The organism is Saccharothrix stipae, from assembly GCF_054781895.1.
In genome coordinates this window covers 623,751-648,171 of sequence record NZ_BAAGTN010000008.1, presented here as the reverse complement: position 1 = coordinate 648,171, position 24,421 = coordinate 623,751, and the positions used below count along the sequence as shown (strand labels likewise).

Annotated in this window: 28 protein-coding genes; 7 read left to right on the top strand and 21 right to left on the bottom strand. The window is 69.9% G+C overall.

The features are described from left to right. Positions 1-2 precede the first annotated feature (2 nt). From ACYVLT_RS19810 to ACYVLT_RS19780, 7 genes are all read right to left on the bottom strand, one after another. Complete coding sequence (locus ACYVLT_RS19810; protein WP_461121672.1) at positions 3-1,619, bottom strand: replication initiator; 1,617 nt, start codon at positions 1,617-1,619, stop codon at positions 3-5. Next, the gene (locus tag ACYVLT_RS19805; protein ID WP_461121671.1) at positions 1,616-3,085 is read right to left on the bottom strand and encodes an FtsK/SpoIIIE domain-containing protein; all 1,470 of its coding nucleotides are present in this window, start codon (positions 3,083-3,085) and stop codon (positions 1,616-1,618) included. The genes ACYVLT_RS19810 and ACYVLT_RS19805 overlap by 4 nt, the downstream gene beginning before the upstream one ends. Continuing rightward, positions 3,085-3,216, bottom strand: coding sequence for a hypothetical protein (locus ACYVLT_RS19800; RefSeq protein ID WP_360452025.1), 132 nt, complete (start codon positions 3,214-3,216; stop codon positions 3,085-3,087). Before ACYVLT_RS19800 ends, ACYVLT_RS19805 begins: the two co-directional genes overlap by 1 nt. A 253-nt stretch (positions 3,217-3,469) precedes the next feature. Next, entirely contained in the window at positions 3,470-4,129 is a 660-nt protein-coding gene (locus tag ACYVLT_RS19795; protein ID WP_461121670.1) for a hypothetical protein, read from the bottom strand. 52 nt (positions 4,130-4,181) lie between these two features. Continuing rightward, positions 4,182-4,391, bottom strand: a complete 210-nt coding sequence (locus tag ACYVLT_RS19790) for an AMED_5909 family protein (protein WP_461121669.1) — start codon at positions 4,389-4,391, stop codon at positions 4,182-4,184. Positions 4,392-4,413: 22 nt separating this feature from the next. After that, positions 4,414-4,731, bottom strand: a complete 318-nt coding sequence (locus tag ACYVLT_RS19785) for a hypothetical protein (protein ID WP_461121668.1) — start codon at positions 4,729-4,731, stop codon at positions 4,414-4,416. Between the two features lie 21 nt (positions 4,732-4,752). Beyond that, entirely contained in the window at positions 4,753-5,217 is a 465-nt protein-coding gene (locus tag ACYVLT_RS19780; protein ID WP_461121667.1) for a hypothetical protein, read from the bottom strand. Positions 5,218-5,410: 193 nt separating this feature from the next. On the opposite strand from ACYVLT_RS19780, the gene ACYVLT_RS19775 reads away from it, so the two are divergent. Both ACYVLT_RS19775 and ACYVLT_RS19770 read left to right on the top strand, forming a co-directional pair. Next, complete coding sequence (locus tag ACYVLT_RS19775; RefSeq protein ID WP_461121666.1) at positions 5,411-6,298, top strand: DUF5919 domain-containing protein; 888 nt, start codon at positions 5,411-5,413, stop codon at positions 6,296-6,298. Then, positions 6,295-7,104 carry an inositol monophosphatase family protein gene (locus ACYVLT_RS19770; protein WP_461121665.1) on the top strand — a complete coding sequence of 270 codons (810 nt, stop codon included), beginning with the start codon at positions 6,295-6,297 and terminating at the stop codon, positions 7,102-7,104. The genes ACYVLT_RS19775 and ACYVLT_RS19770 overlap by 4 nt, the downstream gene beginning before the upstream one ends. Here ACYVLT_RS19770 and ACYVLT_RS19765 read toward each other — a convergent pair. Beyond that, positions 7,081-8,085 carry a DUF6414 family protein gene (locus tag ACYVLT_RS19765; protein WP_461121664.1) on the bottom strand — a complete coding sequence of 335 codons (1,005 nt, stop codon included), beginning with the start codon at positions 8,083-8,085 and terminating at the stop codon, positions 7,081-7,083. The two genes, ACYVLT_RS19770 and ACYVLT_RS19765, sit on opposite strands and share 24 nt — an antisense overlap. 702 nt (positions 8,086-8,787) lie before the next feature. Here ACYVLT_RS19765 and paaI point away from each other — a divergent pair. Beyond that, a complete protein-coding gene (gene paaI, locus ACYVLT_RS19760; protein ID WP_461121663.1) occupies positions 8,788-9,201 on the top strand; it encodes a hydroxyphenylacetyl-CoA thioesterase PaaI in 414 nt (137 codons plus the stop codon). Here the strand turns inward: paaI and ACYVLT_RS19755 are convergent. Together ACYVLT_RS19755 and ACYVLT_RS19750 are read right to left on the bottom strand one after the other, a co-directional pair. Beyond that, positions 9,164-9,544 carry a hypothetical protein gene (locus tag ACYVLT_RS19755; RefSeq protein WP_461121662.1) on the bottom strand — a complete coding sequence of 127 codons (381 nt, stop codon included), beginning with the start codon at positions 9,542-9,544 and terminating at the stop codon, positions 9,164-9,166. The two genes, paaI and ACYVLT_RS19755, sit on opposite strands and share 38 nt — an antisense overlap. A 63-nt stretch (positions 9,545-9,607) precedes the next feature. Continuing rightward, a complete protein-coding gene (locus tag ACYVLT_RS19750; protein WP_461121661.1) occupies positions 9,608-10,783 on the bottom strand; it encodes a hypothetical protein in 1,176 nt (391 codons plus the stop codon). Positions 10,784-10,824: 41 nt separating this feature from the next. Here ACYVLT_RS19750 and ACYVLT_RS19745 point away from each other — a divergent pair, with 41 nt between their 5' ends. Further along, positions 10,825-11,331, top strand: coding sequence for a DUF6584 family protein (locus tag ACYVLT_RS19745; RefSeq protein WP_461121660.1), 507 nt, complete (start codon positions 10,825-10,827; stop codon positions 11,329-11,331). A 16-nt stretch (positions 11,332-11,347) separates the two neighbouring features. Beyond that, positions 11,348-12,220 (top strand): serine/threonine dehydratase, encoded by an 873-nt coding sequence (locus tag ACYVLT_RS19740; RefSeq protein WP_461121659.1) that lies wholly within the window; start codon positions 11,348-11,350, stop codon positions 12,218-12,220. A gap of 82 nt (positions 12,221-12,302) precedes the next feature. Here the strand turns inward: ACYVLT_RS19740 and ACYVLT_RS19735 are convergent, their stop codons facing one another. From ACYVLT_RS19735 to ACYVLT_RS19695, 9 genes are all read right to left on the bottom strand, one after another. Further along, complete coding sequence (locus tag ACYVLT_RS19735) at positions 12,303-12,665, bottom strand: hypothetical protein (RefSeq protein WP_461121658.1); 363 nt, start codon at positions 12,663-12,665, stop codon at positions 12,303-12,305. Between the two features lie 45 nt (positions 12,666-12,710). Then, positions 12,711-13,796: a tRNA 2-thiouridine(34) synthase MnmA gene (mnmA, locus tag ACYVLT_RS19730; RefSeq protein WP_461121657.1), complete on the bottom strand. Its 1,086-nt coding sequence runs from the start codon at positions 13,794-13,796 to the stop codon at positions 12,711-12,713. 5 nt (positions 13,797-13,801) lie between these two features. Beyond that, positions 13,802-14,989 (bottom strand): cysteine desulfurase family protein, encoded by a 1,188-nt coding sequence (locus ACYVLT_RS19725; protein ID WP_461121656.1) that lies wholly within the window; start codon positions 14,987-14,989, stop codon positions 13,802-13,804. Next, positions 14,989-16,359 carry an MFS transporter gene (locus ACYVLT_RS19720; protein ID WP_461121655.1) on the bottom strand — a complete coding sequence of 457 codons (1,371 nt, stop codon included), beginning with the start codon at positions 16,357-16,359 and terminating at the stop codon, positions 14,989-14,991. The genes ACYVLT_RS19725 and ACYVLT_RS19720 overlap by 1 nt, the downstream gene beginning before the upstream one ends. 59 nt (positions 16,360-16,418) lie before the next feature. Beyond that, positions 16,419-17,315: a hypothetical protein gene (locus ACYVLT_RS19715; RefSeq protein WP_461121654.1), complete on the bottom strand. Its 897-nt coding sequence runs from the start codon at positions 17,313-17,315 to the stop codon at positions 16,419-16,421. A 137-nt stretch (positions 17,316-17,452) separates the two neighbouring features. Continuing rightward, on the bottom strand, positions 17,453-18,316 hold the full coding sequence (locus ACYVLT_RS19710; RefSeq protein ID WP_461121653.1) for a lysophospholipid acyltransferase family protein: 864 nt from the start codon (positions 18,314-18,316) through the stop codon (positions 17,453-17,455). After that, complete coding sequence (locus ACYVLT_RS19705; RefSeq protein ID WP_461121652.1) at positions 18,313-19,083, bottom strand: GNAT family N-acetyltransferase; 771 nt, start codon at positions 19,081-19,083, stop codon at positions 18,313-18,315. The genes ACYVLT_RS19710 and ACYVLT_RS19705 overlap by 4 nt, the downstream gene beginning before the upstream one ends. A gap of 158 nt (positions 19,084-19,241) precedes the next feature. Continuing rightward, positions 19,242-20,201 (bottom strand): electron transfer flavoprotein subunit alpha/FixB family protein, encoded by a 960-nt coding sequence (locus ACYVLT_RS19700; RefSeq protein WP_461121651.1) that lies wholly within the window; start codon positions 20,199-20,201, stop codon positions 19,242-19,244. A 14-nt stretch (positions 20,202-20,215) separates the two neighbouring features. After that, complete coding sequence (locus ACYVLT_RS19695; protein WP_360446974.1) at positions 20,216-20,998, bottom strand: electron transfer flavoprotein subunit beta/FixA family protein; 783 nt, start codon at positions 20,996-20,998, stop codon at positions 20,216-20,218. 257 nt (positions 20,999-21,255) lie between these two features. Here ACYVLT_RS19695 and ACYVLT_RS19690 point away from each other — a divergent pair, with 257 nt between their 5' ends. Continuing rightward, the gene (locus ACYVLT_RS19690; protein WP_461121650.1) at positions 21,256-22,098 is read left to right on the top strand and encodes a DegV family protein; all 843 of its coding nucleotides are present in this window, start codon (positions 21,256-21,258) and stop codon (positions 22,096-22,098) included. A 49-nt stretch (positions 22,099-22,147) separates the two neighbouring features. Next, positions 22,148-22,291 carry a hypothetical protein gene (locus ACYVLT_RS19685; RefSeq protein ID WP_360446970.1) on the top strand — a complete coding sequence of 48 codons (144 nt, stop codon included), beginning with the start codon at positions 22,148-22,150 and terminating at the stop codon, positions 22,289-22,291. Positions 22,292-22,360: 69 nt separating this feature from the next. Here ACYVLT_RS19685 and ACYVLT_RS19680 read toward each other — a convergent pair whose 3' ends face one another. Beyond that, on the bottom strand, positions 22,361-22,990 hold the full coding sequence (locus tag ACYVLT_RS19680) for a hypothetical protein (RefSeq protein WP_461121649.1): 630 nt from the start codon (positions 22,988-22,990) through the stop codon (positions 22,361-22,363). Positions 22,991-23,137: 147 nt separating this feature from the next. Then, a complete protein-coding gene (locus ACYVLT_RS19675) occupies positions 23,138-24,133 on the bottom strand; it encodes a hypothetical protein (RefSeq protein WP_461121648.1) in 996 nt (331 codons plus the stop codon). Between the last annotated feature and the right edge of the window lie 288 nt (positions 24,134-24,421).

Genomic DNA, 24,421 nt, shown 5'->3' with positions numbered 1-24,421 from the left:
GGTCAGGCGGCTATGGACCCAGTTGCCGAAACATCGACGGCAGGTGGTGAGCCCGAAGCGGCCAACATCGCGCGGTCGTACTCGGCCCTCCACCGGGTCCGCTCCGCGATGGCGTGCATGAGTTGGTGTGCGCGTGGTGGCACGTTGGGGTCGCCGGGCCGGACCTTGTGCCAGACGAGCTGGGACGTGTCGGGTTCCGGCTTCTCGATCCCGACCGCCTTTAGCGCTTCCAGGACGAACCGCTTCCGGTCGGCCCGAAGGTCGGCCAAGGTCTTGCCAGACCACTTGCGCGAGACGAGTACGCGCCGACCGGGCAGGCCCAGGGTGGTTCGACGGTGTGCCCGTCCCTTGCAATGGCCCGGTGTGGTGCGGGAGCCCGCTCCGCGCGGCTGGACGCCGTAGAGAAGCCAGACCGGGCAGCGGTCGGAGCAGGGCGTCACGGCCAGCTCGTCCGCCAGGCGGTCAGCGTGCCGCCGTTGCCTGTCGGTGGATTGCTCGACCACTTCACCGATGGACTTGGTGAGGTACTTGGTCAGGTAGCCGATGTGGCGTCCGGCTTCCTCCGAGCCGCCGAGGATGCCTTTGGAGTGCACCTGGCGGCCGAAGGTCACAAGGTGCGCCGGCTCGTCCACGGCCTCGACCGCGTCAGCCCAGGCCGTCAGCGGCGTGCGCGTGTCCGGGTCGACGAACGCTTCCTCCCGCGCGTCCCAGACCGGCAGGTGGTCGCCGCTGTAGAGCCGTTCGTCGTGGTTGGGCCACCACACCTGGTGGTACGTGGCCGCCGTGACGAGCCGGATGGTCTCGTGCGGGATCGAACCGCGGACTGCCGCATGAAGGTGCGGCGCCACCCGCTTCTGAGGTTCGACCGTGGCGAAGTACTGCACGTCCCACCCGACGACCCGCCGCAGGTTCTGCCACCACCGGTCCACCAGCGAGGCGAAGTGCACCGCGTCCCGAGCCGCACGCCGGTAGTCGTACGAGTCAGGGTCGACCGGTGTGCCGTCGTCGCGCACCCGCCCGTAGCTGTCGAGGGTGAGCGTGACGAACATCGAGGGCCGGAACCCACCCGCGTACTCCCGGCCCACCGTTCGCTTCTCGACCCGCCGCCGAGGCAGATTCGGTGCACCCTGCCGCCGCTTCGTGGACCGCTTTACCGGTCGCTTGCCCCGTGCGTCAGGGGAGGGGAAGCGGCCCCTCACTCCGAGTTGCCGAAGTTCCGCGTCGACCGAGTGGATCTCCTCCCGCAGCTCGTCAACGTCACCCGCCTCCCCGACCTCGACCGCCTCCCGGTACGCCTTGACCAGGTCCGCCCGGAACGTCAGCAGGTCCGTCTGGTCCTTGGTCGGCGGAGTCGGAGTGAAGTCGGGTTCCTCGGTCATGTGCCAGCCCTCGCGACACTGAGCCATCCGCAACGCCTTGGCCTTCTTCGCACACGGCGCACAGACGCTCTCGACCGTCGACCCGCACGGCACGGCCACGTAGCGAACCTCGTAGGTGGCCCGGTCCTCGACTTCCATCGTGAACGGCCGCACGCACACCCCGTACTTCTCCGCCGCAGCCTTGGCCACGTTCAAGGCGATGGGCTGCCGCATCCGCTCAGCGCGAGTCTCACCGCTCATGCCGCCGCCCTCCCCTCGGTGCCATCGGGCCTGGTCGGGAAGTCGTGCACCTCCGCGTCAGCCAGGAACGCGCCCAGCTCGACCAGGTCGGCATCGGTGACATGGAAGGCTCGTGCCCGTTCCGGCTCCCGTTGCCCGTCCTCCTTGACCCAGGCGACACCAGGCGTGTTCTCGCTGATCTCGTGCGCCGCCGCGCCGCGCTGCCGGACGCCGTCGCCAAGGACCATGTCCACTTGTTGCGGCTCGTCCAGCCGCAGGGCCACCCGCGTGGAGAACAGGTGCCGGAAGGACACGACCTCCTTGCGCGGATCCTGGACCAGGCCCACGACCGCGTAGCCAGGCGCACGGCCCTGTGAGGTGATGGTCTGGATAGCTCGCACGGCCCGTTCGCGGAGCTGCTTGTCCGGTTGGTAGGCGATCAGGTCGGCCAGCTCATCGACCACCAGGACCGTGAACGGCTCCCCTGTCGACCGCGCCCACAGCCGCCGCACACCCCGGTAACGCGTGGCCCGCTCCTTGACCTCTGCGGCGATTTCCTCAAGCAGCGCAACGGCTTCCGGCCCGTTGTCGTACACGACCCGGTCGAAGGCGTCCGGGCACTGCCCGAGTTCCATCCCGCCCTTCGGGTCGATCCCGACCAGCCGCACCAGGCCCGCACGGACGGCCGGGGCGAGCTGCCACACCAGCGACCAAAGCACCGAGCCCTTGCCCGCACCGGGCACGCCGACGACGAGCACCTGAGACCCGAGCAGCCGCAGCCGCCACGGCTTGCCCGTCTCCGTTCGACCGACGACCACCCGCTTGAGATCCACCTCGGTATCCATGAGCGCGGGCACGGCCAGAGGACGCACCAGCGGGTCGCGGTGGACGAAGTCCAACTCGATCAGCCGAGGCTTGAGCACCCTCACCCGGCACGATCGAGCGCCGAACGAGTGCGCCAGGCCGTCCCGTCGCAGCTCCCACGCCTCAGGCGACTGCGCGGGCACCATCCGCACCCGGACCCGGTCCCGCCAGCCCTCAGACCGCACCCGCCGCAGCTTCGGCCGGTACTCACGGCCCCGGTCCCGCTTGGCCAGATCGGCGAGTCGCATCACCGACCGCCACTTCGGGACGTAGACCGTCGCCCGCCGCCACTCGGTCACCAGCCGATACCAGCCGTGCCGCAGGAACGACCCACGATCCAGACCAGCCCAGATCAGCAACGCCGCGACCAGCGACAACAAGGCCAGTACCAGCGGCGAGAGGCCGAACCGCCAGCAGCACCAGGCCGCCGACACCGGCACCACCGTGACCACCGGATAGCGCAGCACGACGAGCGCCAGGCGCACGACGCCGACCAGGACCAGCCACACCAGGGCCACCAAGGCCGCGATCCACTTGGCCTTGCCGGGGACGAGCACCCACCAGGGCACCCGAGGCCGGACACCTTCGAACGGGGCCGGGTCCACCCACTTCCCGCCGCCCATCACGCACGCCCCACGGGGGCGAAGATCAGCGGCAGCCAGCCCAGGCAGGAGCAGCAGACGAGCTGGTTGGGCGCGTAGACGCCGAACCGCTTGCACGCCCCGCAGGGGCGACCGTTGGACAGCTTCCACACCGACGGGGCACCACGCCGACTTGACGCACCGCCCCCACGTACCGATAGCCTTGACATGACCGGAACCCCTTGTGTGTCAACAAAAGCGCGCGAGAAACCCCGGTCGATGCGTCGTCGGTGAACAGCTCCAGGCCCGCCAAGACTTGAGGTCCGTTCACCGACGACCACGACCGACAAGTCAGTGATCGTCTTCAGATGTCACCCGCCAGTGCAGGCGGACACCGCCACATCCGATGCCCGCCCACACCACCGGCTAGTAGTCGAGCGGATCAGGCATCCAGCGAAGCCAGGCAACCATCCCCGCGAGGGAGACCTTGAACCGCGTCTCCTCCCGCTCTTCCCCGCCGTCCTCCCGCCACTCATGGGCCGAGGCGTGACCGGCCGCGACCAGGTCCAGACAGGCCGGACGCACCATCTCCTCGACCGCGCCCGCCGCCGTCACCAGGTCGGTGATGCTCCACTCCCGCGACGGCACCAGCACCAGCGCATCCGCCACCCGGTACAACACCGGGAACGAGTACCCCACCATCTCGCCCCGCGTCCGATCTTCGGCCGACAAGCGCGATCCCATCACCGGGACCACTCGCGGGTCGCGCCACATGTCGGCGTCACGCAACCAGTCGTGCGCCACCACCGGCCCACCCCAGTAGGCAAGCCCTTCCGGCGACAGACGATGCCGATGCACGGACACGGCACCCTGCAACGTCCCCTCATCGACGGCCACGTGCCCCAGCTCGACAAGGTCACGGCAGATGCGGCGCACCGCGGAGTACGGCATCCGCGCCGCCCGCTCCAAGGACCGCAACGACCACTCCTCGTGCGGGTAGCCGACGAGCTGGCGCATCACCGCCTCGAACATCAACGGCGTGTATCCGGCACCGGACAAGTCGGCCAACGGCAGCCCGTCCCGCATCACACGGCCGAGACCACCGCCGGCCCCGCCACGAGTCCGCCCCACAGCCTGATCAACGCTCATTCGACACAACCCCCTCAGCCTTGGCACCCTCGCGCGCGGCCCAATACAGCGCCTCGTGGTGATGACCCCGATCAACCTCCGCGACCCGCGCATACACCTCGGCCGACCGCAGGTAGAACTCCCGCCACACCTCCGGCGACGCGCCCGGCGCGGGCATCAGATGCGTCAACGCCTCGTGGGCGTCCTTGAGCAACGTCACGGCATACGCCGCCGCCCACAGGTCAGGCCTGGTCCGCGCCATGACCGCTCACCCCCTCGACCGGCGTGTGCACGCGATGCCCACCGGCCTGCCGATCGCCGCCCGCCACGCGTTCGTTGACGTCGGCCTGGTGGTCGAACGTCTCTGCCGCGTGCAGCGCCGCAGCCTTGGCCCACCACGGCGTGCTCTCCAACGCCGCAAGCTGCCGCCACAACCACGCCACCCGCCGATACGTCGGCGCGATCCGAGCCGCAGCCGCCGGATCATCGGCAGCGACGTACCGGTTCGCCTCGTGCGCCTCCGTGTAGGCCCGGTACGACGCCTGCCACTGCACGGTCAATTGCTGAAGATCGGACACGGCTCACGCGGCCTTGGCTTCGGCGCTGCCGCCGTTCGACTTGCCGCCGGCCGGAGCCGAGCCAGCCGACCTCCCCGCCGCCCGGAATCCGGTCGCCCGGAACAGGAACGACTGGTACTTGAACTCACCGTTGCCCGCGATCCGAGGCTCAGCCGTCAGACCGTCCAACTCGACCGGCCGCATCCCCGGCAACACCTCACCCGTGGTCGGCACCGGCTGAACGTCCGCCAACAACGTGATCTCGAAGCTCTTGCGCTTGGCGTTGGGCTCGTGCGGATCGGTGACCGTCACCTTCCACTGCCGCTTACCGGTCGCCTCGTCCACCCGCTGACGCACCGGCCGACCGGCCGCCCTCTCGTCCCGCGTCTGGTACTCCGTGTCCGGCATGACCTCCCCGACCATCACCAGGCCCTGAGGGAACGCGTCATCGAACGAAACAGGGAACCGGTACCCCTTGCTGATCGCCATCGGTGTCAACTCCTCTGACTGGTGCCGCTGTGTCGCGGCTTGCCCATTCAGATTCGTTGGCCAATGGTCCCGTCCCAGGTCCGCAGCGGTCTCACCTGCCGCGTAGAGCCCGCGTGTCGATCTCACCGAGTCTCGTCTTGGTCTCGTCTGAGTGCTAGCCTCGCACCACCGGCATCACGTGGGGGGAGACCACATGGCCACGGAGTCCACTCTCTTGAGAGTCCTGCTCAGGCAACGCCACATGCAGGGCTACCGCACCTTCTGCAAGGAGTACGACCGCGTCGCCAAGCAGCTCGACACCGACCTGATCGGCCGCTACCCCAGCAAGGCCCAGTTCTACCGCTGGCTGTCCGGCGACCTACTCGGCCTGCCCTACGCCGACCACTGCCGCATCCTCGAAAAGATGTTCCCCGGCTGGACCGCCGAACAACTCCTCACCCCACACGAGGGCGACACCGACAGCCTCGTCACGCCGCCCCAACGCACCGCGGCTTCCACCCACCCCGTCCCGCGACCGGTCCAGATGCCCCAACAGGCCCGCCTGGCCGACGTCACCGCCGTCTACCCCAGCCGAACCGAATTCCTACACAACGTCACACCACGCGACCTCTTCGAACGCGCGAAGACCATCGACATCGCAGGCCTGTCCCTCAACGTCCTGTGCCAGCAGTACTCCGACAAAGCCCTACTCGACTCCATCGAGACCGGCACCACCATCAAGGCCCTCTTCCTCGACCCCAACGGCCACAACATCACCGCCCGCGAACACGAAGAGGGCCTACCCGAAGGCCACCTCTCCATGCTCACCCGCCTCAACATCGAAGCCCTACGCCGACTCGGAGCCAAGGTCCCACCTGACGCACACGGCCAACTCCACATCCGCGTCTACGACGAACCACTCCGCTACAACATCCTCATCACCGACCAAGCCAAGTGCGTGGTCCAGCCCTACTTGCCCGACGCCCGAGGAGTCGAATCCCCTACCCTCGTCATCGAGAAGGACGGCGCCATACCGGGCCTGTTCAGCACCTTCTCCCAGGTGTTCGACTCCATGTGGAACCGCGCGAAGGAGACTGCGTGAAGCGATCGCTCGACCAGTTGACTGAGATCGCCAGGCAGGCCGTAAATATCGGAAACAAAAGAATTAGAACGACACGCCCGCAAATCGTAACCGAGAAGGCCGATCGCGATACCTTCACTGAAGTCGACATAAAGATTGAGCGCGAAATTCGCGCCTACCTTGGCGAGGTCACGCCTGATGTCGGATTTGAAGGCGAAGAAGAAGGATTCAGTTACCGCAATAACGACAACGGATACTACTGGGCACTTGACCCAATCGACGGCACGTCCAATTTCGTGCATGGGATACCCCTATGTGCGGTCCAAATCGCGCTTATCCAAAGCGGGATTGCCGTTGTAGCAGCGATAAGCATGCCCTACATGAACCTGCACTACTGGGCAGCCCAAGGACTAGGCGCCTTCGCTAACGGAACAAGCATCAAGGTCAGCAATAGAGCCTCACTAAACCAGGCGATAGTTTCCATCGGCGATTACGCAACAGGTGTTCAAGCCGACAAAAAGAACGCACGAAGAATCGCTGTTACAGCAGCCCTGGCGAGCAAGGTCGAACGAATCCGCATGCTCGGCTCTGCAGCCCATGACCTTGCATGGGTCGCAGACGGACGGCTGGATGCCGCAGTGATCTTGTCGAACAATACATTGGACATCGCTCCCGGCGTCCTACTAGCCCGTGAAGCAGGGGCCATAGCAATGGATACTACCGGCGCGCCGTACGGACCAGATTCCACAGATGTAATTGTCGCCAGCCCGAACATAGCAGCTTCGATCCTCACCCTCACACAACTAGACGGACCGCCTCACGTCTAGGGACCGCACGCCTCCCCCATTTACAATGGTCCGATAAACGGCCAAGGGAACTACGGAAAACCCGGGATACTGAGGTACATCAGCTAGACCCTTATTCCCAACAAGCTGCAAGAAACTATTCACAAAAGTCGCAAACTTCGGCCGACTAACCCTTTCGTCACCATCGGTGAACGAATTTGTTGCAGACGTTTGCGGAGACTCCGCTTCACCGTAAGTGCCAATCGACCCAACAAGAGTCCATTCCTGCTGGGCAGTTCCGTACCGAGAGAATAGGATTTCCGAATCAGTCTCTAGATATTTCCGCCCTTCTTGAAGTCGCGCAGTGATCGCGATATCGTCTTTACGCGGCGTAAGCATAAGGTGTACACCTGGAGTGAAGACGCCACGAGCAAGCTTCACCAAAGAACGAAGCTGCGATGCGTCGATTTTAAGCAGAGTCGAATCAAAGTCCTCGACCTCCGCTTCCAGAGACCCTTCCAGTGGGGAGGAACGCCTGTCATCAGGGCGCTGCTTCTTGCCAGCACGCGGGGATCCACTGGCGGCACTCTTAGTAAGACTAGCGTTGATTCCGACAAGTCCGTCGCTTGCCGCAGCGAGCCCTCCTAGAACACGGGCCACGAAACGAGCATCAAAGAGTACACCTGGGCAGGTGATCCTAATCAGTTGAGCTGGAGGGTACAGGTCCTGCAAACTTCCCAAGTCCGTGTCCGTCGAACGAACATGGTCTGATATGTCGACAAGCCAACCCTCACTCTCAAGAATCTCTTCCAGATTACCGAAAAGAGAATCGGTAAGCGATCGGTTGACGTAGTCTTCAACCGACCAATCCGTATTCGAACCCGCAACAGATTTCACGCCCAACGAAAGCTGCTTGGCCTTTTTCTCCGTCGAGCGCGCCTCTTCGGGAATGCCTTCCATGAGTTGCCCAGCGAACGACCGGACCTTGTCAATGTCGACATACAGATATTCGCGAAGGTACATAGCATCTCATCTCGGCCATAGTGAACCTTTGAAGTTTCGGTGCACTTTACTGCCGAACTCGGCTCTATGGGATCAAGGCGCGCCGCCTGCGGCGGCGCGCGGCGCGGTCGGCGCACGTTGGCACCGACTCCCCGCATCACGGCACGCCGGGCTCCCGCTCCGCTCCGCCCGTCGGCCGTGCGCGGAGTCGGTGCACGTGGTCGGGTAGCGGCGCGCCACGGCAGACGCCAGGACGACGAGCTGCCAGCGGAACGATCGCGCGGTCACGCGGCTTGGTCGAGCTGGGCACGGCGATCGGCTGCCGCGACGGCTTCGCCGTCTTGCCATCGAGAAGGTCGACCGGCGACGAGGGCCAGGACCACGGAAGCGCCAACCGGCGTCACCTCGGCTGGCCGTGGTGAGGCTCAGTCAGGGTGACGCCCGTTGACCGTTGATCAACTATCAGGCCGTCTGTGGGCCGTGGGACGTTGAGGAAGGTCGAAACGGGACGGAACGCAACCGGATACGTTTGTACTGGTCACAGGTGATCTAGAGCGCTTTGCCGCAGGTCCGGTCAGGACAGGTGGAAGAACACCAACATCTTCAAAGGCTTCACGGCCTGACACCGGTCGGTACAGCGGTGTGAAGTGGAGTTCGAAGCCGTGGTCCGCACTACCACCAGCAGCACGCGGGCACGCTGGGCGTGGACCTTAGAGTGCAGGGATGAACGGACCCGCGGAGATGCTTGCCAACGATGCCGCGTCGGCGGCGCTCGGCATCAGGGCGTTGGAGTTGGGTGACGGGACGGCCCGGCTGGGCATGACCGTCACCCGGCAGATGGTCAACGGCCACGGCATTGGGCACGGTGGGTACCTGTTCCTGCTCGCCGACACCGCCTTCGCCTGCGCGTGCAACCGCCACGGCTCGGTGACCGTGGCGGCGCAGGCGGAGATCGACTTCATCGCCCCCGTGCACGAGGGGGACGAGTTGGTGGCCGAGGCGGCGGAACGGGTGCGGTTCGGGCGCAGCGGGATCTACGACATCACCGTGCGCCGGGGCGACCAGGTGGTGGCCGAGTTCCGCGGCCGCAGCCGGACCCTCAGGCCGAACGGCGCAGACCCAGCACCTGAAGGGTGATGAAACCCATCACCGCGACCGCCTGGGCGACGATCAGGAACACACCCAGGCCGGTCACCGGGAACCACCCGGCGAACGCGGTGAGGAAGCTGTCCAGAACCCACACCGAATTGCCGATGATCACGACCGCGACCAGCGGACGAATGGGGCGCACGCCGAGCACGAAAACACCCACGCCATACACCAGGAGAAACACGCTGAGCCCGATCACCAGCCCCTGGGGCAATCCCGTCGGGAGGTCGTTGAACAGCAGGGCCAGCAGGCCCAACCCGCCCGAGGCGACACCGTCGAGCTTGAGGGCGAAGCGGAGGAGACCGTCATTGCGAACCTGAGTTGTCGTCATGGCCACGAAGTTAGGTCCGGTCGTACTGCCGGCGGTACGCCGAACACTGCCAACGCCTGCCAGTCACAAAGCGTCGACCTGCGAGGACAAGTCCTCGGCCACCAACCTCGCCCCAGCGTTCTGCCAGTTGTGCAGGGTCCGCTCCGGCACCTGGTTGACGAACCACGCCAGCGCCCGCCGCGCCGTCGGGTCGAGGTCCTCGCGCTTGGTGCGCCTGCTGTACGGCCGGATGCCCGCCACGTAGTAGAAGTACAGCGCGTTGTAGTGCCGCCACTCGTCGCTGGTGCCGAAATCCCCGTCCCGCGGTTTGAGCCGGCAAATGCTCTCCAACAACAACGACTTCAACTCGGCCGCACGTTCCAGCGGTTGGTCGGACGCGCCGCGCGCGGCCAGCCGGGCGTCGATCACCGGCAATTCCGTCAACGGACTGGCGACCAGCTTGCCGAGGTCGCCGTAATGGCTCAACGCACGCCTGGTCAGCTTCACGAATTCCCCCGGGTCGAGCGCGGCACGGCGGGGTAGCGCCTCGGCGGCGTCACGCAGCTCGGCCCGTTCCCGCGCCACGTCCGGCACCGCCACCTTGTCCACCAGCAGCGCCAGCGGGTTGGCCAGCACCTGCACCGCGATCGCGGCGGCCACCGTGCCGTACAGCAGCGGCACCAGCCGGTCGTCCAGGAACAACGCCACCTGCCCGCCGAACACCGCCGCCAGCCCGGCCGACGTGAGCAGCGAGCGCACCATGTCCGCCCGGATCGCCTCACCCTCGTCGAACGCGTCCGCCACCGCCACGACCACGCCGAACACCAGCAGGTCGACCCCGGCCGAGGCGATCACCAGCGGTTCGGGCAGCACGTCGAGCAGCAGCAGCGCGCAGCTCAACCCGAACAGGATCGTCGCCGCACCCAGCAACGCCCGCCGCACCCGCAGGCACAGCACGAGGGCCGCGGCCAACGGGATCAGCACCACCACCGGCGCGAAGTAGGCGGCAGCCAGCAACGGCAGCGCGCTGTACCGCCACCACCGGTCGTAGCGCACCGGCAGCCAGCAGACGACGACCCCGGTCCACGCCACCGCGGGCACCGCCAACGCCATCGGCGGCAGCGGGAGGACGATCACCAGCGCGTAGGCGAGCAACCCGATCGAGGCTCGCTGGAGCAGGTGCTTGCGGGGATCGCGCAGGAGCAGGTACAGGCCCAGCCACCAGGCCAGGCCGAAAGTCGCCACCGACACCGCGATCACCCGGAGATCCTACGGTTGCGGCGGCTGGGACGATGTGGGTCATGCCGGTCGAGCTGACGCTCCGCAGGGCCGCCGAAGAGGTCGAACGCGGCGATCTGGCCAGTGTGCTGCGCGCGAGGCAGCGCCTGGTGGGCCTGGTCACCAGCTACCCCGACCGGTTGGACCTGCGCGACCGGCTGGCGTCGGTGTACCGGCTGCTCGGCGACGCGGTGCAGGCCGGGCGCTGGAGCTACCTGTCCGAGGTGCGCGACGAGGCCGAGCTGGCGGCCTTCGAACGCGCCTACCGCACGCCGCTGTCCCGGCTGGAGGCGATGAACTGGGCGGGCGCCGAGGCGGGCGCGGCCACCCGGACCGCGCGGGAGCGGCTGGCGGCGTTGCAGGCCGAGGCCAACGCCCAACTGCGGGCGGAGCTGGCGGTGGCCGACGACCGCGACTCGTCGTGGCGCACGAACGTGTTGGTGCTGCTCGGCCTGGTGATCGTGCTGCTGTGCTTCGTGGTGGGCGCGGTCACGCTGGTCGTCTGGATTTACCGGTGGTTCGCCGGCTGAGGGCATGCTGGGGTGCATGAACCCCGACGTCCTCGCCGCCGCCGACCGCATCCGCCCGCACGTCCGCCGCACGCCGCTGTGGCGCACGGAGGTGGACGGCAGGCCGATCGTGCTCAAGCTGGAGCACCTCCAGCTCACCGGCTCGTTCAAGCTGCGCGGCGCGGTGAACACCCTGGTCGCCGCCGGTTCACCGGATCGAGTGGTCACGGCGTCCGGTGGCAACCACGGCCTGGGCGTGGCGAAGGCCGCTCAGCTGCTCGGGCTGCACGCGACGGTGTACGTGCCGGTGAGCGCGCCGGAGGCCAAGGTGCGGCGGATCGAGGCGGCGGGCGCCAAGCTGATCCGCCACGGCGACACGTACGCGGAGGCGGTGCTGGCGGCCCTGGAGGCACCCGGCCGCTACGTCGAGGCCTACGACGACCCGATCGTCATCGCAGGTCAGGGCACGGTGGCGGCCGAGGTGGTCGAGGACGCGCCGGACGTGGACGCGATCGCGGTCGCGGTCGGCGGCGGCGGGCTGGCCGCGGGCACGGCCCTGGCCTCGGGTCGGCTCACGGTCGCGGTGGAGCCGGAGCGGTGCTGCGCCCTGCGCCACGCGCTGAACGCCGGCGAGCCGGTCGACGCCGAGGTGGACTCGGTCGCCGCGTCGGCGCTGGGCGCCACCCGGGTGGGCAGGGTCCCGTTCGAGATCCTCCGGACGCACCCGGTGACGTCGGTGCTCGTGCCGGACGCCGACGTCCTGGCCGCGCGCGACCGGCTGTGGGAGGAGTTCCGGCTGGCCGTGGAGCCCGCGGCGGCCGTGCCGTTCGCCGCGTGGCTGGACGGGCGGGTGCCGGGCGAACTGGCCTGCGTGGTGCTGTGCGGCGCGAACGCGGAGTGGACCCCCTGACGAGGTCGGCACCCCCGCCTGCGGCCTAGGCACGGGCGGGGGTGACGTCGTCGGTGCTCGCCCCGACCGCCCCCTCAGGCGGCTACAACGCGCTCGTCCGGGTCACGCCGCCCGCGTCGGCGGCTTCCGACACGCGGACCTGCGGGCCTTGCTCCGGGGAGACCCTGGCTTGCGGTGGCACCTCGACCTCGCGCGCGAGCGCGGGGTCCAGTCGCTCCACCCGTTCGACCATGGCCTCGACCTCGGCGACCAGGTCGGCCCACTCGGGTCGGTGCAGCCGTTCCCGGACCACCCAGCGCAGCGTGCGGACCTCCGCGCGCAGCCGCTCGAACTGCTCCGCGTCGAGACGTTGCGCGGACGGGTGGTCGAGCTTGCTCGAGAGCACCCTCACCCGGATCCCGATGTCCACCAGCGACCTCCGGCGTCGTGCGTTGTCATACGGCACGCACGCAGTGTCGCAGGCGGCACCGACAAATCCACAAGCCGGACCTCAACGAGTCGTGCTGATCGTGGCGCTGGCGAGCACCAGATCGCCCGCCGCCGGGTCCTCCCGGTACACCGCGACCGCCTGACCAGGGGCGACACCGCTCAACGGCGCGCGGAGGCGGACCAGGAGCTCACCGTCGACGACTTCGGCCACCGCAGGCGCGAGACCCCCGTGCGCGCGCACCTGCGCCACGCACTCGACCGGACCGTCGAAGGAGATCCTGGTCACAGGGCGCCGTGCGACGATCTCCGTGACGGCCAGCTTCTCCGCCGCGCCGACCCGCACGGTGCCGCTCACCGGCTCCAGGGACAGCACGTACCGGGGCCGCCCGTCCGGCGCGGGCGCGTCGATGCCCAGGCCCTTGCGCTGGCCGACGGTGAACTCGTGCACCCCCACGTGCCGCCCGAGCACGGCGCCGGTCTCGTCGTCCACCAGCACGCCGGGCTGCTCACCCAACCGCCGGGTCAGGAAGCCCCGGGTGTCGCCGTCGGGGATGAAGCAGATGTCGTGGCTGTCGGGCTTGTCGGCGACCTGGAGCCCGCGCTCGGCGGCCTCGACGCGCACCTGCGCCTTGGTCGAGTCGCCCAGCGGGAACATCGCGTGCGCCAGCTGCTCACGGGTCAACGACGCCAGCACGTAGGACTGGTCCTTGCCGTCGTCGGCCGAGCGGCGCAGCTCCAGCTCACCGTCCACAGTCGACAGCCGGGCGTAGTGACCGGTGCACACCGCGTCGAAGCCGAGCGCGATGGCCTTGTCCAGCAGGGCCTCGAACTTGATCTTCTCGTTGCACCGCAGGCACGGGTTCGGCGTGCGCCCGGCCGCGTACTCGGCCACGAACTCGTCCACGACCTCCTCGGTGAACCGCTCCGCGAAGTCCCAGACGTAGAACGGGATGCCGAGCACGTCCGCCGCGCGCCGCGCGTCCCGGGCGTCCTCGATGGTGCAGCAGCCGCGCGCGCCGGTGCGCAACGTGCCGGGCTTCGCCGACAACGCCAGGTGCACGCCGGTCACCTCGTGACCCGCCGCCACCGCCCGCGCCGCAGCCACGGCGGAATCGACCCCGCCGCTCATCGCCGCCAGCACCCGCATGCGCCTCACACCTCCGCCGTCGCCTTGCCCGCAAGCCTCTTCATCCCCGCGATGCCCGCCGTGCGGGCGCGGTCGACCACCGGGCCGATCACCTCTGCCAGTTCGCGCACGTCGGCCGCCGTGGACGTGTGCCCGAGCGAGAACCGCAGCGACCCGCGGGCCAGCACCGGGTCGACGCCCATGGCCAGCATCACGTGGCTGGGCTGCGCCACCCCCGCCGTGCAGGCCGAGCCGGTCGAGCACTCGACGCCCTTGGCGTCCAGCAGCATCAGCAGGCTGTCGCCCTCGCAGCCGGGGAACGTCAGGTGCGCGTTGCCGGGCAGCCGGTGCACCGGGTCGCCGTTCACCGCCACGTCCGGCACCACCCGCCGCACCGTCGCCACCAGCTCGTCGCGCAGCGCGGCCAGCGAGGCGGCGGTCCGCGCCTGGTGGTCCACCGCGTGCCGCACCGCCGCGGCGAGGCCGACGATCGACGGCACGTCCAGCGTGCCGGACCGCACTTCCCGCTCCTGCCCGCCGCCGTGCAGCACCGGCGTCGTCGCCACGTCACGCCCCAGCAGCAGCACGCCGACCCCGTACGGCCCGCCGAGCTTGTGCCCGGTCAGGGTCAGCGCCGAGGCGCCCGAGGCGGTGAAGTCGACCGGCACCGCGCCGACGGCCTGCACCGCGTCGGTGTGGAACGGCACCGCGCGCTCGGCGGCCAACGCGGCCAGCTCGGCCACCGGGTTGATCGTGCCGACCTCGTTGTTCGCCCACATCGCGGTGACCAGGGTCACGTCGTCGTCCAGCACGTCGCGCAGCGCCTCGGGCCGGATCCGGCCCAGCCCGTCCGGCTCCAGCCAGGTGACCTCGGCGCCCTCGTGCTCGGCCAGCCACTGCACGGCGTCCAGCACGGCGTGGTGCTCCACCGAGGACGCCACCACGCGGCGGCGCCGTGACGTCCGGCGGGACCAGTAGACGCCCTTGACCGCGAGGTTGTCGCTCTCGGTGCCGCCGCTGGTGAAGATGACCTCGGAAGGTCGCGCGCCGAGGGCGTCCGCGATGTCCTCCCTGGCCTCCTCGACCGCCCGCCGCGCCCGCCGCCCCGAGGTGTGCAACGACGAGGCGTTGCCCGTGGTGGACAACGCCCTGGTCATCGCCTCGATCGCCTCGGGGAGCATGGGGGTCGTGGCGGCGTGGTCGAAGTAGGCCATCAGCTTTCCAGGGTAGCCCGGCCCAGCCGTCCGGCGAGCACCGCACCGAGCACCGCGACGCCCGCCATCAGCAGGTCGAACGGCACCACGGCGGCCGTCGGCGCGGCGGCCGAGGCGAACGTGGTGACGAGCACACCGCCGAGACCGACCAGCAGCGCCGAGCCGAGCATGTCGCTGATCTGCAGGGCGGAGGAGTTGAACCCCCGGTCGACCTCGGACGACGCGCCCAGCGTGAGCACGCTCAGGCTCGACATGGCCAACCCCATCCCGGCTCCGGCGACCGCCCACAGGACGGGTGTCGCCCAGGCGGGGCCCCACGACGGTGCGATGAGCGTCACTCCCGTGATGCCCACGGCATTGAGCACGAATCCCCAACGCACCAGCTTCTCGCGCGGGATGTCCGGCTTGCGCGACTGCCACCAGGCGGCGCTGGACCAGCCCAGCGCGCTCAGCGTGAGCGGGATGCCGGCGGCGATGGCCGAGTAGCCGTGCACGGCGGTCAGCGTCAGCGGGATGAACGCCTCGGCCGCGAAGAACGAGCCGGCCAGCAGCGCGCGGGCCAGGATCGTCACCGGCAGGCCGCGCCGGGCGGTGAGCGTGCCCTTGGGCAGCAGCACGCGCAACGCGGGCGCCAGCGCCAGCAGCCCGGCCAGCCCGATCACCAGGTTGACGCCGGTGGGGTGCTGGGCGGCCCAGCTCAGCGCCGCGACACCGAAGCCGGCGCCGAGTGCCGCCAACGGCAGCCCTCGCCGGGTGTTCCGATCGGGGGTGTGCGGCGGCAGGTTGCGCAGCACGGGCACCAGCAGCAGCACGCCCACCAGCACGAACGGCGCCAACCCCAGGAACACCCACCGCCAGCTCAGCGCCTCGGTCAGCCACCCGGCCAGCGCCGGCCCGACCAGCGACGGCACCACCCACGCCGACGCGAGCAGCCCGAACACCGCGGGCCGGTCCCGTTCGGGGTAGACCAGGCCGATCAGGACGTAGACCGCGACCACCTGCGCGCCGCCGCCGATGCCCTGGAGCACCCGGCCGAGGAGCAGCAGCGGCATGTCCTGGGCCAGTCCGGCGACGACCAGGCCGACCAGGAACAGCGCCGGTCCGATCAGCAGCGACGGCCGCGGCCCGCGCAGGTCGCTGAGCCGGCCGGACAGCACGGTGGCCACCACGCTCGCGGCGAGGAACGCCAGGAACGGCCACGCGTACAGCTCGTTGCCGTCGAGCTCGGCGACCATGCGCGGCATCGCCGTGCTGACGCCCATGTTCTCGAACGCGAGCAGCGTGACGAGCAGGATGATCCCGACCGTCGGGCCCCGCCGTTCAGGTGTCCACAGGTTGCTCTTGGCGGGGGTCTCGGCTGTCGTCGTCACGGATCAATGGTTCAACCTCCACCCTGGTGGAGGTCAAGGCAATATGACGCAGTTCGGACTCAGCCCGCGAACGCGGTGATCCCGACGAAGACCCGGCAGAGCGCGTCACCGAGGACGGCGGATCGGCGCGCCTCGGGTTCGTGCGCCAGGCACAGGGCCGCCAACCTGATCGCGGTGACCTCGTCGGCGGTGGGCGGTACTCGCCGGGTGAGCACCGGCACGGCGGTCTGCTCCAGCCGATCCGCGACCTGCCGCGCCCACTCGCTCGGCTGCGCCTCGTCCAGCGACCGCCGGCTCGTGCGGACGTCGTCGGCCAGGTCCTCGACCACCGCCGTGCGACCGCGCTTCCACGCCGCGTGCCCCGCGTCGAGCACGACCCGGGCGGCCCGGCGTTGCCACGAGCGTTCCGGCTCGCGCGCGAAGTGGTAGTAGCGGAGGTCGTAGAGGAAGCCGCGGCGGAAGACGCGGTCCAGGGCCCGGTCGAGCAGCACGGACCCGACCGTGCCGCTGCCGGGTGGCACGGGCATCCGTTCGAGGGACTCCGACGCGTGCCGGCGCGCCGCGTCCCACTCGCGCCCGGCTTCCTCGATCCGGTCCGGATCCCGCCCTGCGTCCGGATCGGTGCGCACGCTGTACCTCGCGTAGGCGCCGGCCTTCTGTTCCAGCGCCCGGCTCAGCCCTTGGACGGAGGGGACCAACGAGGCGAGGTCGGCGTCGACGTCGTGGGTCGGCGCCAGGGCCTGCGCCAGCCGCCGGGTGGTCGCTCCCGCGGTCGCCAGTTCGGAGGTGGAGGCGATCGCGTCCTTCGCGACCCAGAGGCTGTGCACGCGGTTGTACCGGATGCCCCGGACGGCCCGGATCAGCAGGATCCGGCCGAGCAGCGGCAGGACGCGGCGCAGGTCGTCTTCGAGGTGGCGCGTCACCGCCTCGCGGTCGAGCCCGCTCCGGTGGTCCACGATCGCCTCCCGTCGGCCACGGCCGCGGGGTGGCTGTGGTGCGCACGGCCGACGTGACGGCGCACGCCCGAGGACCAGCTTGCCCGTGATCCACTCGTGCGCCAAGGTCGGGCGAGGTCGTCGTGCCCGGTCGGAGTTCAGGCCACCCGGGTGGTCGGCGCCGGGGCGTGCACCCGCTGCGCCGGCAACTCGACCGACCCGTGGGTGACCCGTTCGGCCTCCTGCTGGGCGAGCGCCGCCAGCTCGCGACGCGTCGACGCGCGGCCGGGCGCGATCTCGTCCAGCACGTGCACCTCCACCACCAGCCCGCGGGAGCGCAGGACCCGCCGCATCGAGTCGACCAGCGTGTCGGACCCCACGAACGCGGGCCGGGTGGACGTCGAGGAGTCCTGCGAGTACCGCAGCACCACGGGCCGGACGGGCACGCCCGCGTCCAACGCGGCCTGGAACAGCGCGGGCCGGTAGCGCCCGGAGGCCACCCCGCACCACGTCGTGCCCTCCGCGTGGATGCCGACCGCCGCGCCGTCGCGCAACGCCGTCGCCAACTCGGCCACCGTGGCCGGCAGCAGCGACAGCCGCTCCCGGTCCAGGTACACCGTGCGGGCCGCGGTGATCAGCCTGCCGAGCACGGGCCAGTCCCGGATGTCCCGCTTGGCCACCATCCGGATGGGCTGCACCGCGTCGATCGCCAGCTCGTCCAACCAGGACACGTGGTTGGACACCACGAGCACGCCACGCCCCGGGTTGTCCTGGAACACCGGCCCGATCACCCGCAGCCGCACGCCGAAGGCCCGCAGCAGGGCCCGGAACCACCGCCGGAGCAGCACCGAACGGGCCCGCCCGCGCACGCACAGCACGCCGAGGACCACCAGCAACCCGGACAGCATCACCGCCGACGCCGCCGCCACCCGCCACACCACCCGGACCACGCCGACGGACGCCGTCGAGTGGTCCACGCACCCGTCGCCGCACGGCGACACGGGCATCCACGCGTGCTTCACGCCGTCTCCCCCAGGAAGAACTTCAGGTACCGCTGGTCCACCCGGTCCATGCCGAGCAGCACGGGCAGGTCGGCCACGCCGAAGTCGGCGTCCAACGCGGGCCGCCCGCACACCCACGCGCCCAGCCGCAGGTAGCCCTTCAGCAACGGCGGCAGCACGGTCCTGCCCGGCCGCTCGACCGAGTCGACGTCCCACGGCGTCAACGGCGTCACGCGGTACTCCTCGGGCGCGTGGTGCTTGGCCCGGACGACGTCCCACACTCCCGCCGCGAACGACCCGCCGTCGTGCAGCGGCACCGAAGCGCACCCGATCAGCCACGAGTGCCCGGACAGCAGCATGTACCGGGCGATCCCGGCCCACACCAACGACACCACGGCGCCGTTGCGGTGGTCGGGGTGCACGCACGACCGCCCGGTCTCCACCAGCGACGGCCGCAGGGCGTCCAGGGCGGACAGGTCGAACTCGCCGTCGGAGTACAGGCCCCCGGCCTCGGCGGCGCGTTCCGGCGGCAGCATCCGGTAGGTGCCGACGATGTCGCCCGTGCGGTCGTCGCGCACCACGAGGTGGTCGCAGTACTCGTCGAACCGGTCGACGTCGTGCCCCGGCACGGGTGTGTGCAGCACGGCGCCCATCTCGGAGGCGAACACCTGGTACCGCAGCCGCTGCGCGGCCACGACCTCGTCGCTGTCACGCGCGACCAACAGGGAGTAGCGCGGCGCGTCGGAAGCGGCGTCACCGGTGCTGACAAGCAGTTGCGGCTGCGTCATGGCTCTGGTCTACCGACCGGTTGGCGACCGGGAGCAGGTCGTTCCGATGACGCCTCAGTGGCAGGTCGGTTAAGCGCTGGTGAGGCCACCGGCAGCACGAGGGCCGCTCCGCGCGCGGCGGAGCGGCCCTCGGCCGGACTCTCGAACGAACCCGCAGGTCAGCCCTTGCGGTTGTCGACTTCCTGGGTCAGCTGCGGCGCGACCGCGAACAGGTCGCCGACCACACCGAAGTCGGCGATCTCGAAGATCGGCGCCTCCGGGTCCTTGTTGACCGCGACGATGGTCTTGGACGTCTGCATGCCCGCCCGGTGCTGGATCGCGCCCGAGATGCCCAGCGCGATGTACAGCTGCGGCGAGACCGTCTTGCCGGTCTGGCCGACCTGGAACTGGTGCGGGTAGTAGCCGGAGTCGACCGCGGCCCGGGACGCGCCCACGGCCGCGCCGAGGCTGTCGGCCAGCTTCTCCACGACCTCGAAGCTCTCCGCGCTGCCCACGCCACGACCACCGGACACGACGACCGACGCCTCGGTCAGCTCCGGGCGGTCGCCACCGACGATCGGCTCGCGACCGGTCACCCTGGTGACCAGCGCCGGGTTCGCGGCGGGCAGCTCCACGGCCTGCTCGACCGCGTCGGCGGGCGACTCGGAGGCCTCCACGCCACCGGGGCGCACGGCGATGACCGGCACGCCCTTGGTGACCTTGGACTTCACCACGTACGCGCCACCGAAGATCGACTGCGTGGCGACGCCCTCGCCGTCGAGGTCCACGGCGTCGTAGAGCAGGCCGGAGTCCAGCCGCACGGCCAGCCGCCCCGCGACCTCCTTGCCCTCCAGCGTCGCCGACACCAGCACGGCGACGGGCGAGGCGGTGCCCGCGATCGTGGCGAGCGCGTCCACCTTCGGCGTGACCAGGTGGTTGGCGGCGTCCTCGGACTCCACCGCGTACACCTTCACCGCGCCGTAGCGGCCCAGCGACTCCCTCACCTTGCCCGCGGTCCCGGGCGATCCGACCACCACCGCGGCCGGCTCGCCGAGACGGCGCGCGGCGGATAGAAGCTCATAGGTGACCTTCTTGACCTCGCCGTCGACGTGGTCGACGAGGACGAGTACCTCAGACATGCTTCTCCTCGCCTTCAGATGAGCTTCTGGTCGACCAGGTACGCGGCGATCTTCGAACCGCCGTCACCCGAGTCCTCGACGCGCTGGCCCGCGCCGCGCGGCGGCTTCGGGGCCGACTCCAGCACCTGCGACCAGGCGGCGCCGAGGCCCACCTCGCCCGCGTCCAACCCCAGGTCGGCGACCGTGAGCGTGCTGACCGGCTTCTTCTTGGCCGCCATGATGCCCTTGAACGACGGGTAGCGCGGCTCGTTGATCTTCTCGTTCACGCTGACCACGGCGGGCAGGCTCGCCTCCAGGTGCGCGACACCCTCGTCGGTCTCCCGCTCGGCCTTGACCGTGCCGCCCTCGACGGAGAGCTTGCGCACCTGGGTCACCTGCGGCAGGCCCAGCAGCTCGGCCAGCATCGCGGGCACCGCGCCCGCGCGGCCGTCGGTGGCCTCGTTGCCCGCGATGACCAGGTCGAAGCCCTCGATGGTGCCGATGGCCTTGGCCAGCACCTTGGCGGTGGTGAGCGCGTCGGAACCGTGCAGCGCCTCGTCGGAGACGTGCACGGCCTTGTCCGCACCCATGGAGAGCGCCTTGCGGATCGCGTCGGTCGCGCGGTCGGGACCCATCGCGACGACGGTCACCTCGCCGCCGTGCGCCTCCTGGAGCAGCAGCGCCTCTTCCACGGCGCGCTCGTTGATCTCGTCGAGCACGGCGTCCGCGGACTCGCGGTCGAGGGTGTGGTCGGCGTCGGCGAGCTTGCGCTCGGACCAGGTGTCGGGCACCTGCTTGACCAGGACGACAATGTTCATGGGTCCTCTTCGACCTCCTGCGGACGGGCGGCGACGTGGGTGGGCGACGGTAGTTGCCTGCGGTCGCCGGATTGTTCGTGACCCTGCCATGTCATCGCCGCATTGGCATGGTGGTGTCGGCCACCCGCATGTTACCCACCGGTAGCAGAGGTGCAAACCGCAGCAAGCACCGGCGGCGGGTGATGATGCTCACTGGGACGAGCAGGCCATTCGTCCCCCTACTCGGCCCTGTCCCCTACTCGGCTAGGTTCGATCGCATGCCCCGGCGAGTAGCGATTGTCACGGACTCCACCGCGTGCCTGCCGCCGCAGTTGACCGAAAAGCTCGGCGTGACCGTCGCGCAGATCCAGGTGCGCATCGGGGACTGGGTGGACGACGAGGTCCGCGTGCCCGTGCCGAAGCTCGTGGACGCCCTGCGCGGGCAGCTCGACGTCACCACCGCGCCGCCCGACCCCGGCGCCTTCTTCTGGGCCTACGCCGACGCGGTGACGTCGGGCGCGGACGCGATCGTGTCGCTGCACGTGTCGACCGGCCTGTCGAAGACCGTGGAGGCGGCCCGGCGGGCCGCCGAGCAGGTGCAGGTGCCGGTGCACGTGGTCGACACGCGGACGTGCGGCATGAGCCTGGGGTACGCGGTCGTGGCCGCCGCCACCGCGGCCGCCGCCGGAGGTGACGTGAACCACGTGCTGTCCGCCGCGCAGCACATCGTCCGCGGCAGTTCCGAGCTCATCTACGTGGACACGTTGGAGTACCTCCAGCGCGGTGGGCGGATCGGCAAGGCCGCCGCCCTGCTCGGCTCGGCGCTGTCGATGAAGCCGCTCTTGACCGTGGCGGACGGGCGGATCACGCCGCTGGACAAGGTGCTCGGCGCGGAACGGGCGCTGCGCAGGCTGGTCGACATCGCGGTCAAGCGCGCGGGCCGCGACGCGGTGGACATCGCGGTCGAGCACTTCGACGCGGCCGATCGCGCGACGACCGTGCTCGACCAGCTGCGCGCGAAACTGCCCAACGTGCGGCGGTTCCTGGTGACCCAGGTCAGCTCCGCGATCGGCGCGCACGTCGGTCCGGGCGCGGTGGGCGTGACCGTTTCGCCGGTTTAGGAACTCCCTGCGGTGTTTGAGCGTTGACCGGTTGGGGAAGGAGGTGGACATGGCAAATCTGTTCAGCAAGCTCGCCGCGTTCGCCCGCAGTCCGCAGGGCCGTCGGGTCGCCGAGCAGGTCAAGCACGCGGCTCGCGATCCACGCAACAAGGCCAAGGCCCAACAACTGCTGCGCAAGTTCCGCAAGCGCTAGCACCGCTGACGTTCGAGCGGCCCGCCGCCGGCCCTACCGGTCGGACTCCCGGCGGGCCGCTTCGAACGTTCACCGACCCAGAACGGGTTCGGCTTGCGCCGGTACCTGGATGACCACGGTGTCGGCGACGGACTCCGTGCCATCCCCGGCCGCGTCAACGGGCTCCACGATCTCGGTCCCGGACTCCACGATCTCGGCGGGTTCGGCGGTCTCGGTCTCGGATTCGGCGGTCCCGGCTGCGGGTTCGGCGATCTCCACCGGATCGGCGGGTTCCGCGGCATCGGTCGATCCCGCCGGTTCCGGCGCTGTCGGTCCAGGCGGCACCGCCGGTCCGGGCGGCTCGGTTTCGAGCTGCGGCACGTCCCCGGCCCGGACCACGTGCATGCGGCGCACTTCATCCAACCGCACGGGCTTCGCCGCCCCGGGCCGCGCATCCGTGACCAGGACCAGGTTGGGCCGCGCGGGCTCCGGTGCGGGCAGCGCCACCGGCACGCCCACCACCGGGTTGCGGTGGATCGGCCTGGTCACGTAGTCCTCGGGCGGGAACTGCGGTTCGAACACCGGCGCCGGCGACACCGGCGCGGCCGGCCGCGGCGCGGGTTCGGGTGGCTGGTCCCGCCTGAGCATGACCGCCGTCAGCACGCAGCCCGCCGCGAACGACAAGGCGCACATCCCGAACACGACCGCCACCCCGGTCATCACCGCATCCTCACCCGACGCGCACGTCGACTCGCGGGGCTGCGCCCACCGGCGCGCCCCGCACGATCACGAACTCCCGCACCCGCCGCCGACCCGGGCCGCCTGTCGACGTGGTCCGCGGCCCGGGGACCGCGGTCCGCGCCGGCCTCAAGCGCCGACCCGCTGGTCGTCGCCGCTGGTCTGCTCGGCCTCCGCCTGCTCGGCGGTCGTCTGCTCCGGGATGAGGCCGGGCACCTGGTCCGCCGCCGAGTCGAGCGCGCCCCTGGCCGAGGCGAGCTGGGCGGCCACCGTGCGGCGCAGTTCACGCAGCTCGTCGGTCTGCCGCTGGACCTCGTCCAGGCGCCGGGTCGCCTCCCGGGCGGCGAGCTTGATCAGGAACGCGGCCCGCGCCTTGGCCAGCTCCTCCTGCTCGGCGAAGTGCTGCTCGGCCTCGTGGCGCCGCCTGTTCATGGTCAGCTCGAAGAAGTTCTGCGCCTTGGTGCGCTTGGCGTCGGACTCGGCCTCCAGTTGCGCGCACCGCTCGGCCGCCTCCCGCAGCAGTTGCTCCCCCTCCTGCTCCGCCTTGGCCACGGCCGCGACGCACTCGGCCTCGACCTCCTCGGCACGGGCCTTGAGGTGCTCCTCCACCTCGACCCGGCGGCGTTCCAGGTCGATCTCGCACTGCTCCAGCTCGGCGGCCCGCCGGTTGGCGGCCTCGCGCTGCTCGCGCGCGTGCTCGTCGACCTCCGCGCGTTGCGCGGTCAGCTCCTCCTCGACCTGGCGCCGCCGCTCGGCCAGCTCGGCCTCGGTGCGCTCGCGCAACGCCGCCACCTCGTTGCGGGCGCGCACGCGCAGCTCGTTCGCCTCGTCCTCGGCGAGCGTCAACATCCGGTGCAGGCGCTCGGACGCGCCGGACGTCGTGTTGGGCGACATCTCCAGCCGCTCGATGCGGGTCCTGGCCTCGTCGAGGTCCTGCCTGGTCATCTCCAGCAGCTTGCGCAGGTCGGCCGCCTGGGCCAGCGCCTCGGCGCGGTCCAGGGTCGTGTACTTGAGCTGCTCGTCGAGGTTCTCCAGGTGCTCGATGACCTGACGGCGGTGGAAACCTCGGTAGACGACGTCGAAACCCGCGTGCAGCGGAACAATCTCCGGCTCTTTCGCACCCATGGCGGCCCCACTCGTTCGAAGATTGGCCGAGGGTACGAGCGTAAAGCACCCAACCGGCACATGACCACCCACGACTACCCTGGCGAACCTCGATCAATGCGTCGCCTTCCAGGGCAAACACCATCAGGGAAGATCAATGCAGGATCGGTTCAGGTCACTCGATAGTGTTGCTTTCCGCGAATCAACCGGACTAATCGGAATGCACACAGCAACAAAAACCGCCAATAGGTGACCGGTGCGTTCACACGAAAAAGTGACCACCATCTGGACGGGCGATGCCTACCCACG

Coding starts and splice junctions, on each gene's coding strand:
- ACYVLT_RS19745 (WP_461121660.1), top strand. CDS start 10,825: ATGCCGGTCGAGCTGACGCTCCGCAGGGCCGCCGAAGAGGTCGAACGC.
- ACYVLT_RS19765 (WP_461121664.1), bottom strand. CDS start 8,085: ATGTACCTTCGCGAATATCTGTATGTCGACATTGACAAGGTCCGGTCG.
- mnmA (WP_461121657.1), bottom strand. CDS start 13,796: ATGCGGGTGCTGGCGGCGATGAGCGGCGGGGTCGATTCCGCCGTGGCT.
- ACYVLT_RS19695 (WP_360446974.1), bottom strand. CDS start 20,998: ATGAACATTGTCGTCCTGGTCAAGCAGGTGCCCGACACCTGGTCCGAG.
- ACYVLT_RS19725 (WP_461121656.1), bottom strand. CDS start 14,989: ATGGCCTACTTCGACCACGCCGCCACGACCCCCATGCTCCCCGAGGCG.
- ACYVLT_RS19685 (WP_360446970.1), top strand. CDS start 22,148: ATGGCAAATCTGTTCAGCAAGCTCGCCGCGTTCGCCCGCAGTCCGCAG.
- ACYVLT_RS19805 (WP_461121671.1), bottom strand. CDS start 3,085: ATGGGCGGCGGGAAGTGGGTGGACCCGGCCCCGTTCGAAGGTGTCCGG.
- ACYVLT_RS19795 (WP_461121670.1), bottom strand. CDS start 4,129: ATGCGGGACGGGCTGCCGTTGGCCGACTTGTCCGGTGCCGGATACACG.
- ACYVLT_RS19775 (WP_461121666.1), top strand. CDS start 5,411: ATGGCCACGGAGTCCACTCTCTTGAGAGTCCTGCTCAGGCAACGCCAC.
- ACYVLT_RS19780 (WP_461121667.1), bottom strand. CDS start 5,217: ATGGCGATCAGCAAGGGGTACCGGTTCCCTGTTTCGTTCGATGACGCG.
- ACYVLT_RS19700 (WP_461121651.1), bottom strand. CDS start 20,201: ATGTCTGAGGTACTCGTCCTCGTCGACCACGTCGACGGCGAGGTCAAG.
- ACYVLT_RS19810 (WP_461121672.1), bottom strand. CDS start 1,619: ATGAGCGGTGAGACTCGCGCTGAGCGGATGCGGCAGCCCATCGCCTTG.
- ACYVLT_RS19675 (WP_461121648.1), bottom strand. CDS start 24,133: ATGGGTGCGAAAGAGCCGGAGATTGTTCCGCTGCACGCGGGTTTCGAC.
- ACYVLT_RS19740 (WP_461121659.1), top strand. CDS start 11,348: ATGAACCCCGACGTCCTCGCCGCCGCCGACCGCATCCGCCCGCACGTC.
- ACYVLT_RS19690 (WP_461121650.1), top strand. CDS start 21,256: ATGCCCCGGCGAGTAGCGATTGTCACGGACTCCACCGCGTGCCTGCCG.
- ACYVLT_RS19680 (WP_461121649.1), bottom strand. CDS start 22,990: ATGACCGGGGTGGCGGTCGTGTTCGGGATGTGCGCCTTGTCGTTCGCG.
- ACYVLT_RS19755 (WP_461121662.1), bottom strand. CDS start 9,544: ATGACGACAACTCAGGTTCGCAATGACGGTCTCCTCCGCTTCGCCCTC.
- paaI (WP_461121663.1), top strand. CDS start 8,788: ATGAACGGACCCGCGGAGATGCTTGCCAACGATGCCGCGTCGGCGGCG.
- ACYVLT_RS19705 (WP_461121652.1), bottom strand. CDS start 19,083: ATGACGCAGCCGCAACTGCTTGTCAGCACCGGTGACGCCGCTTCCGAC.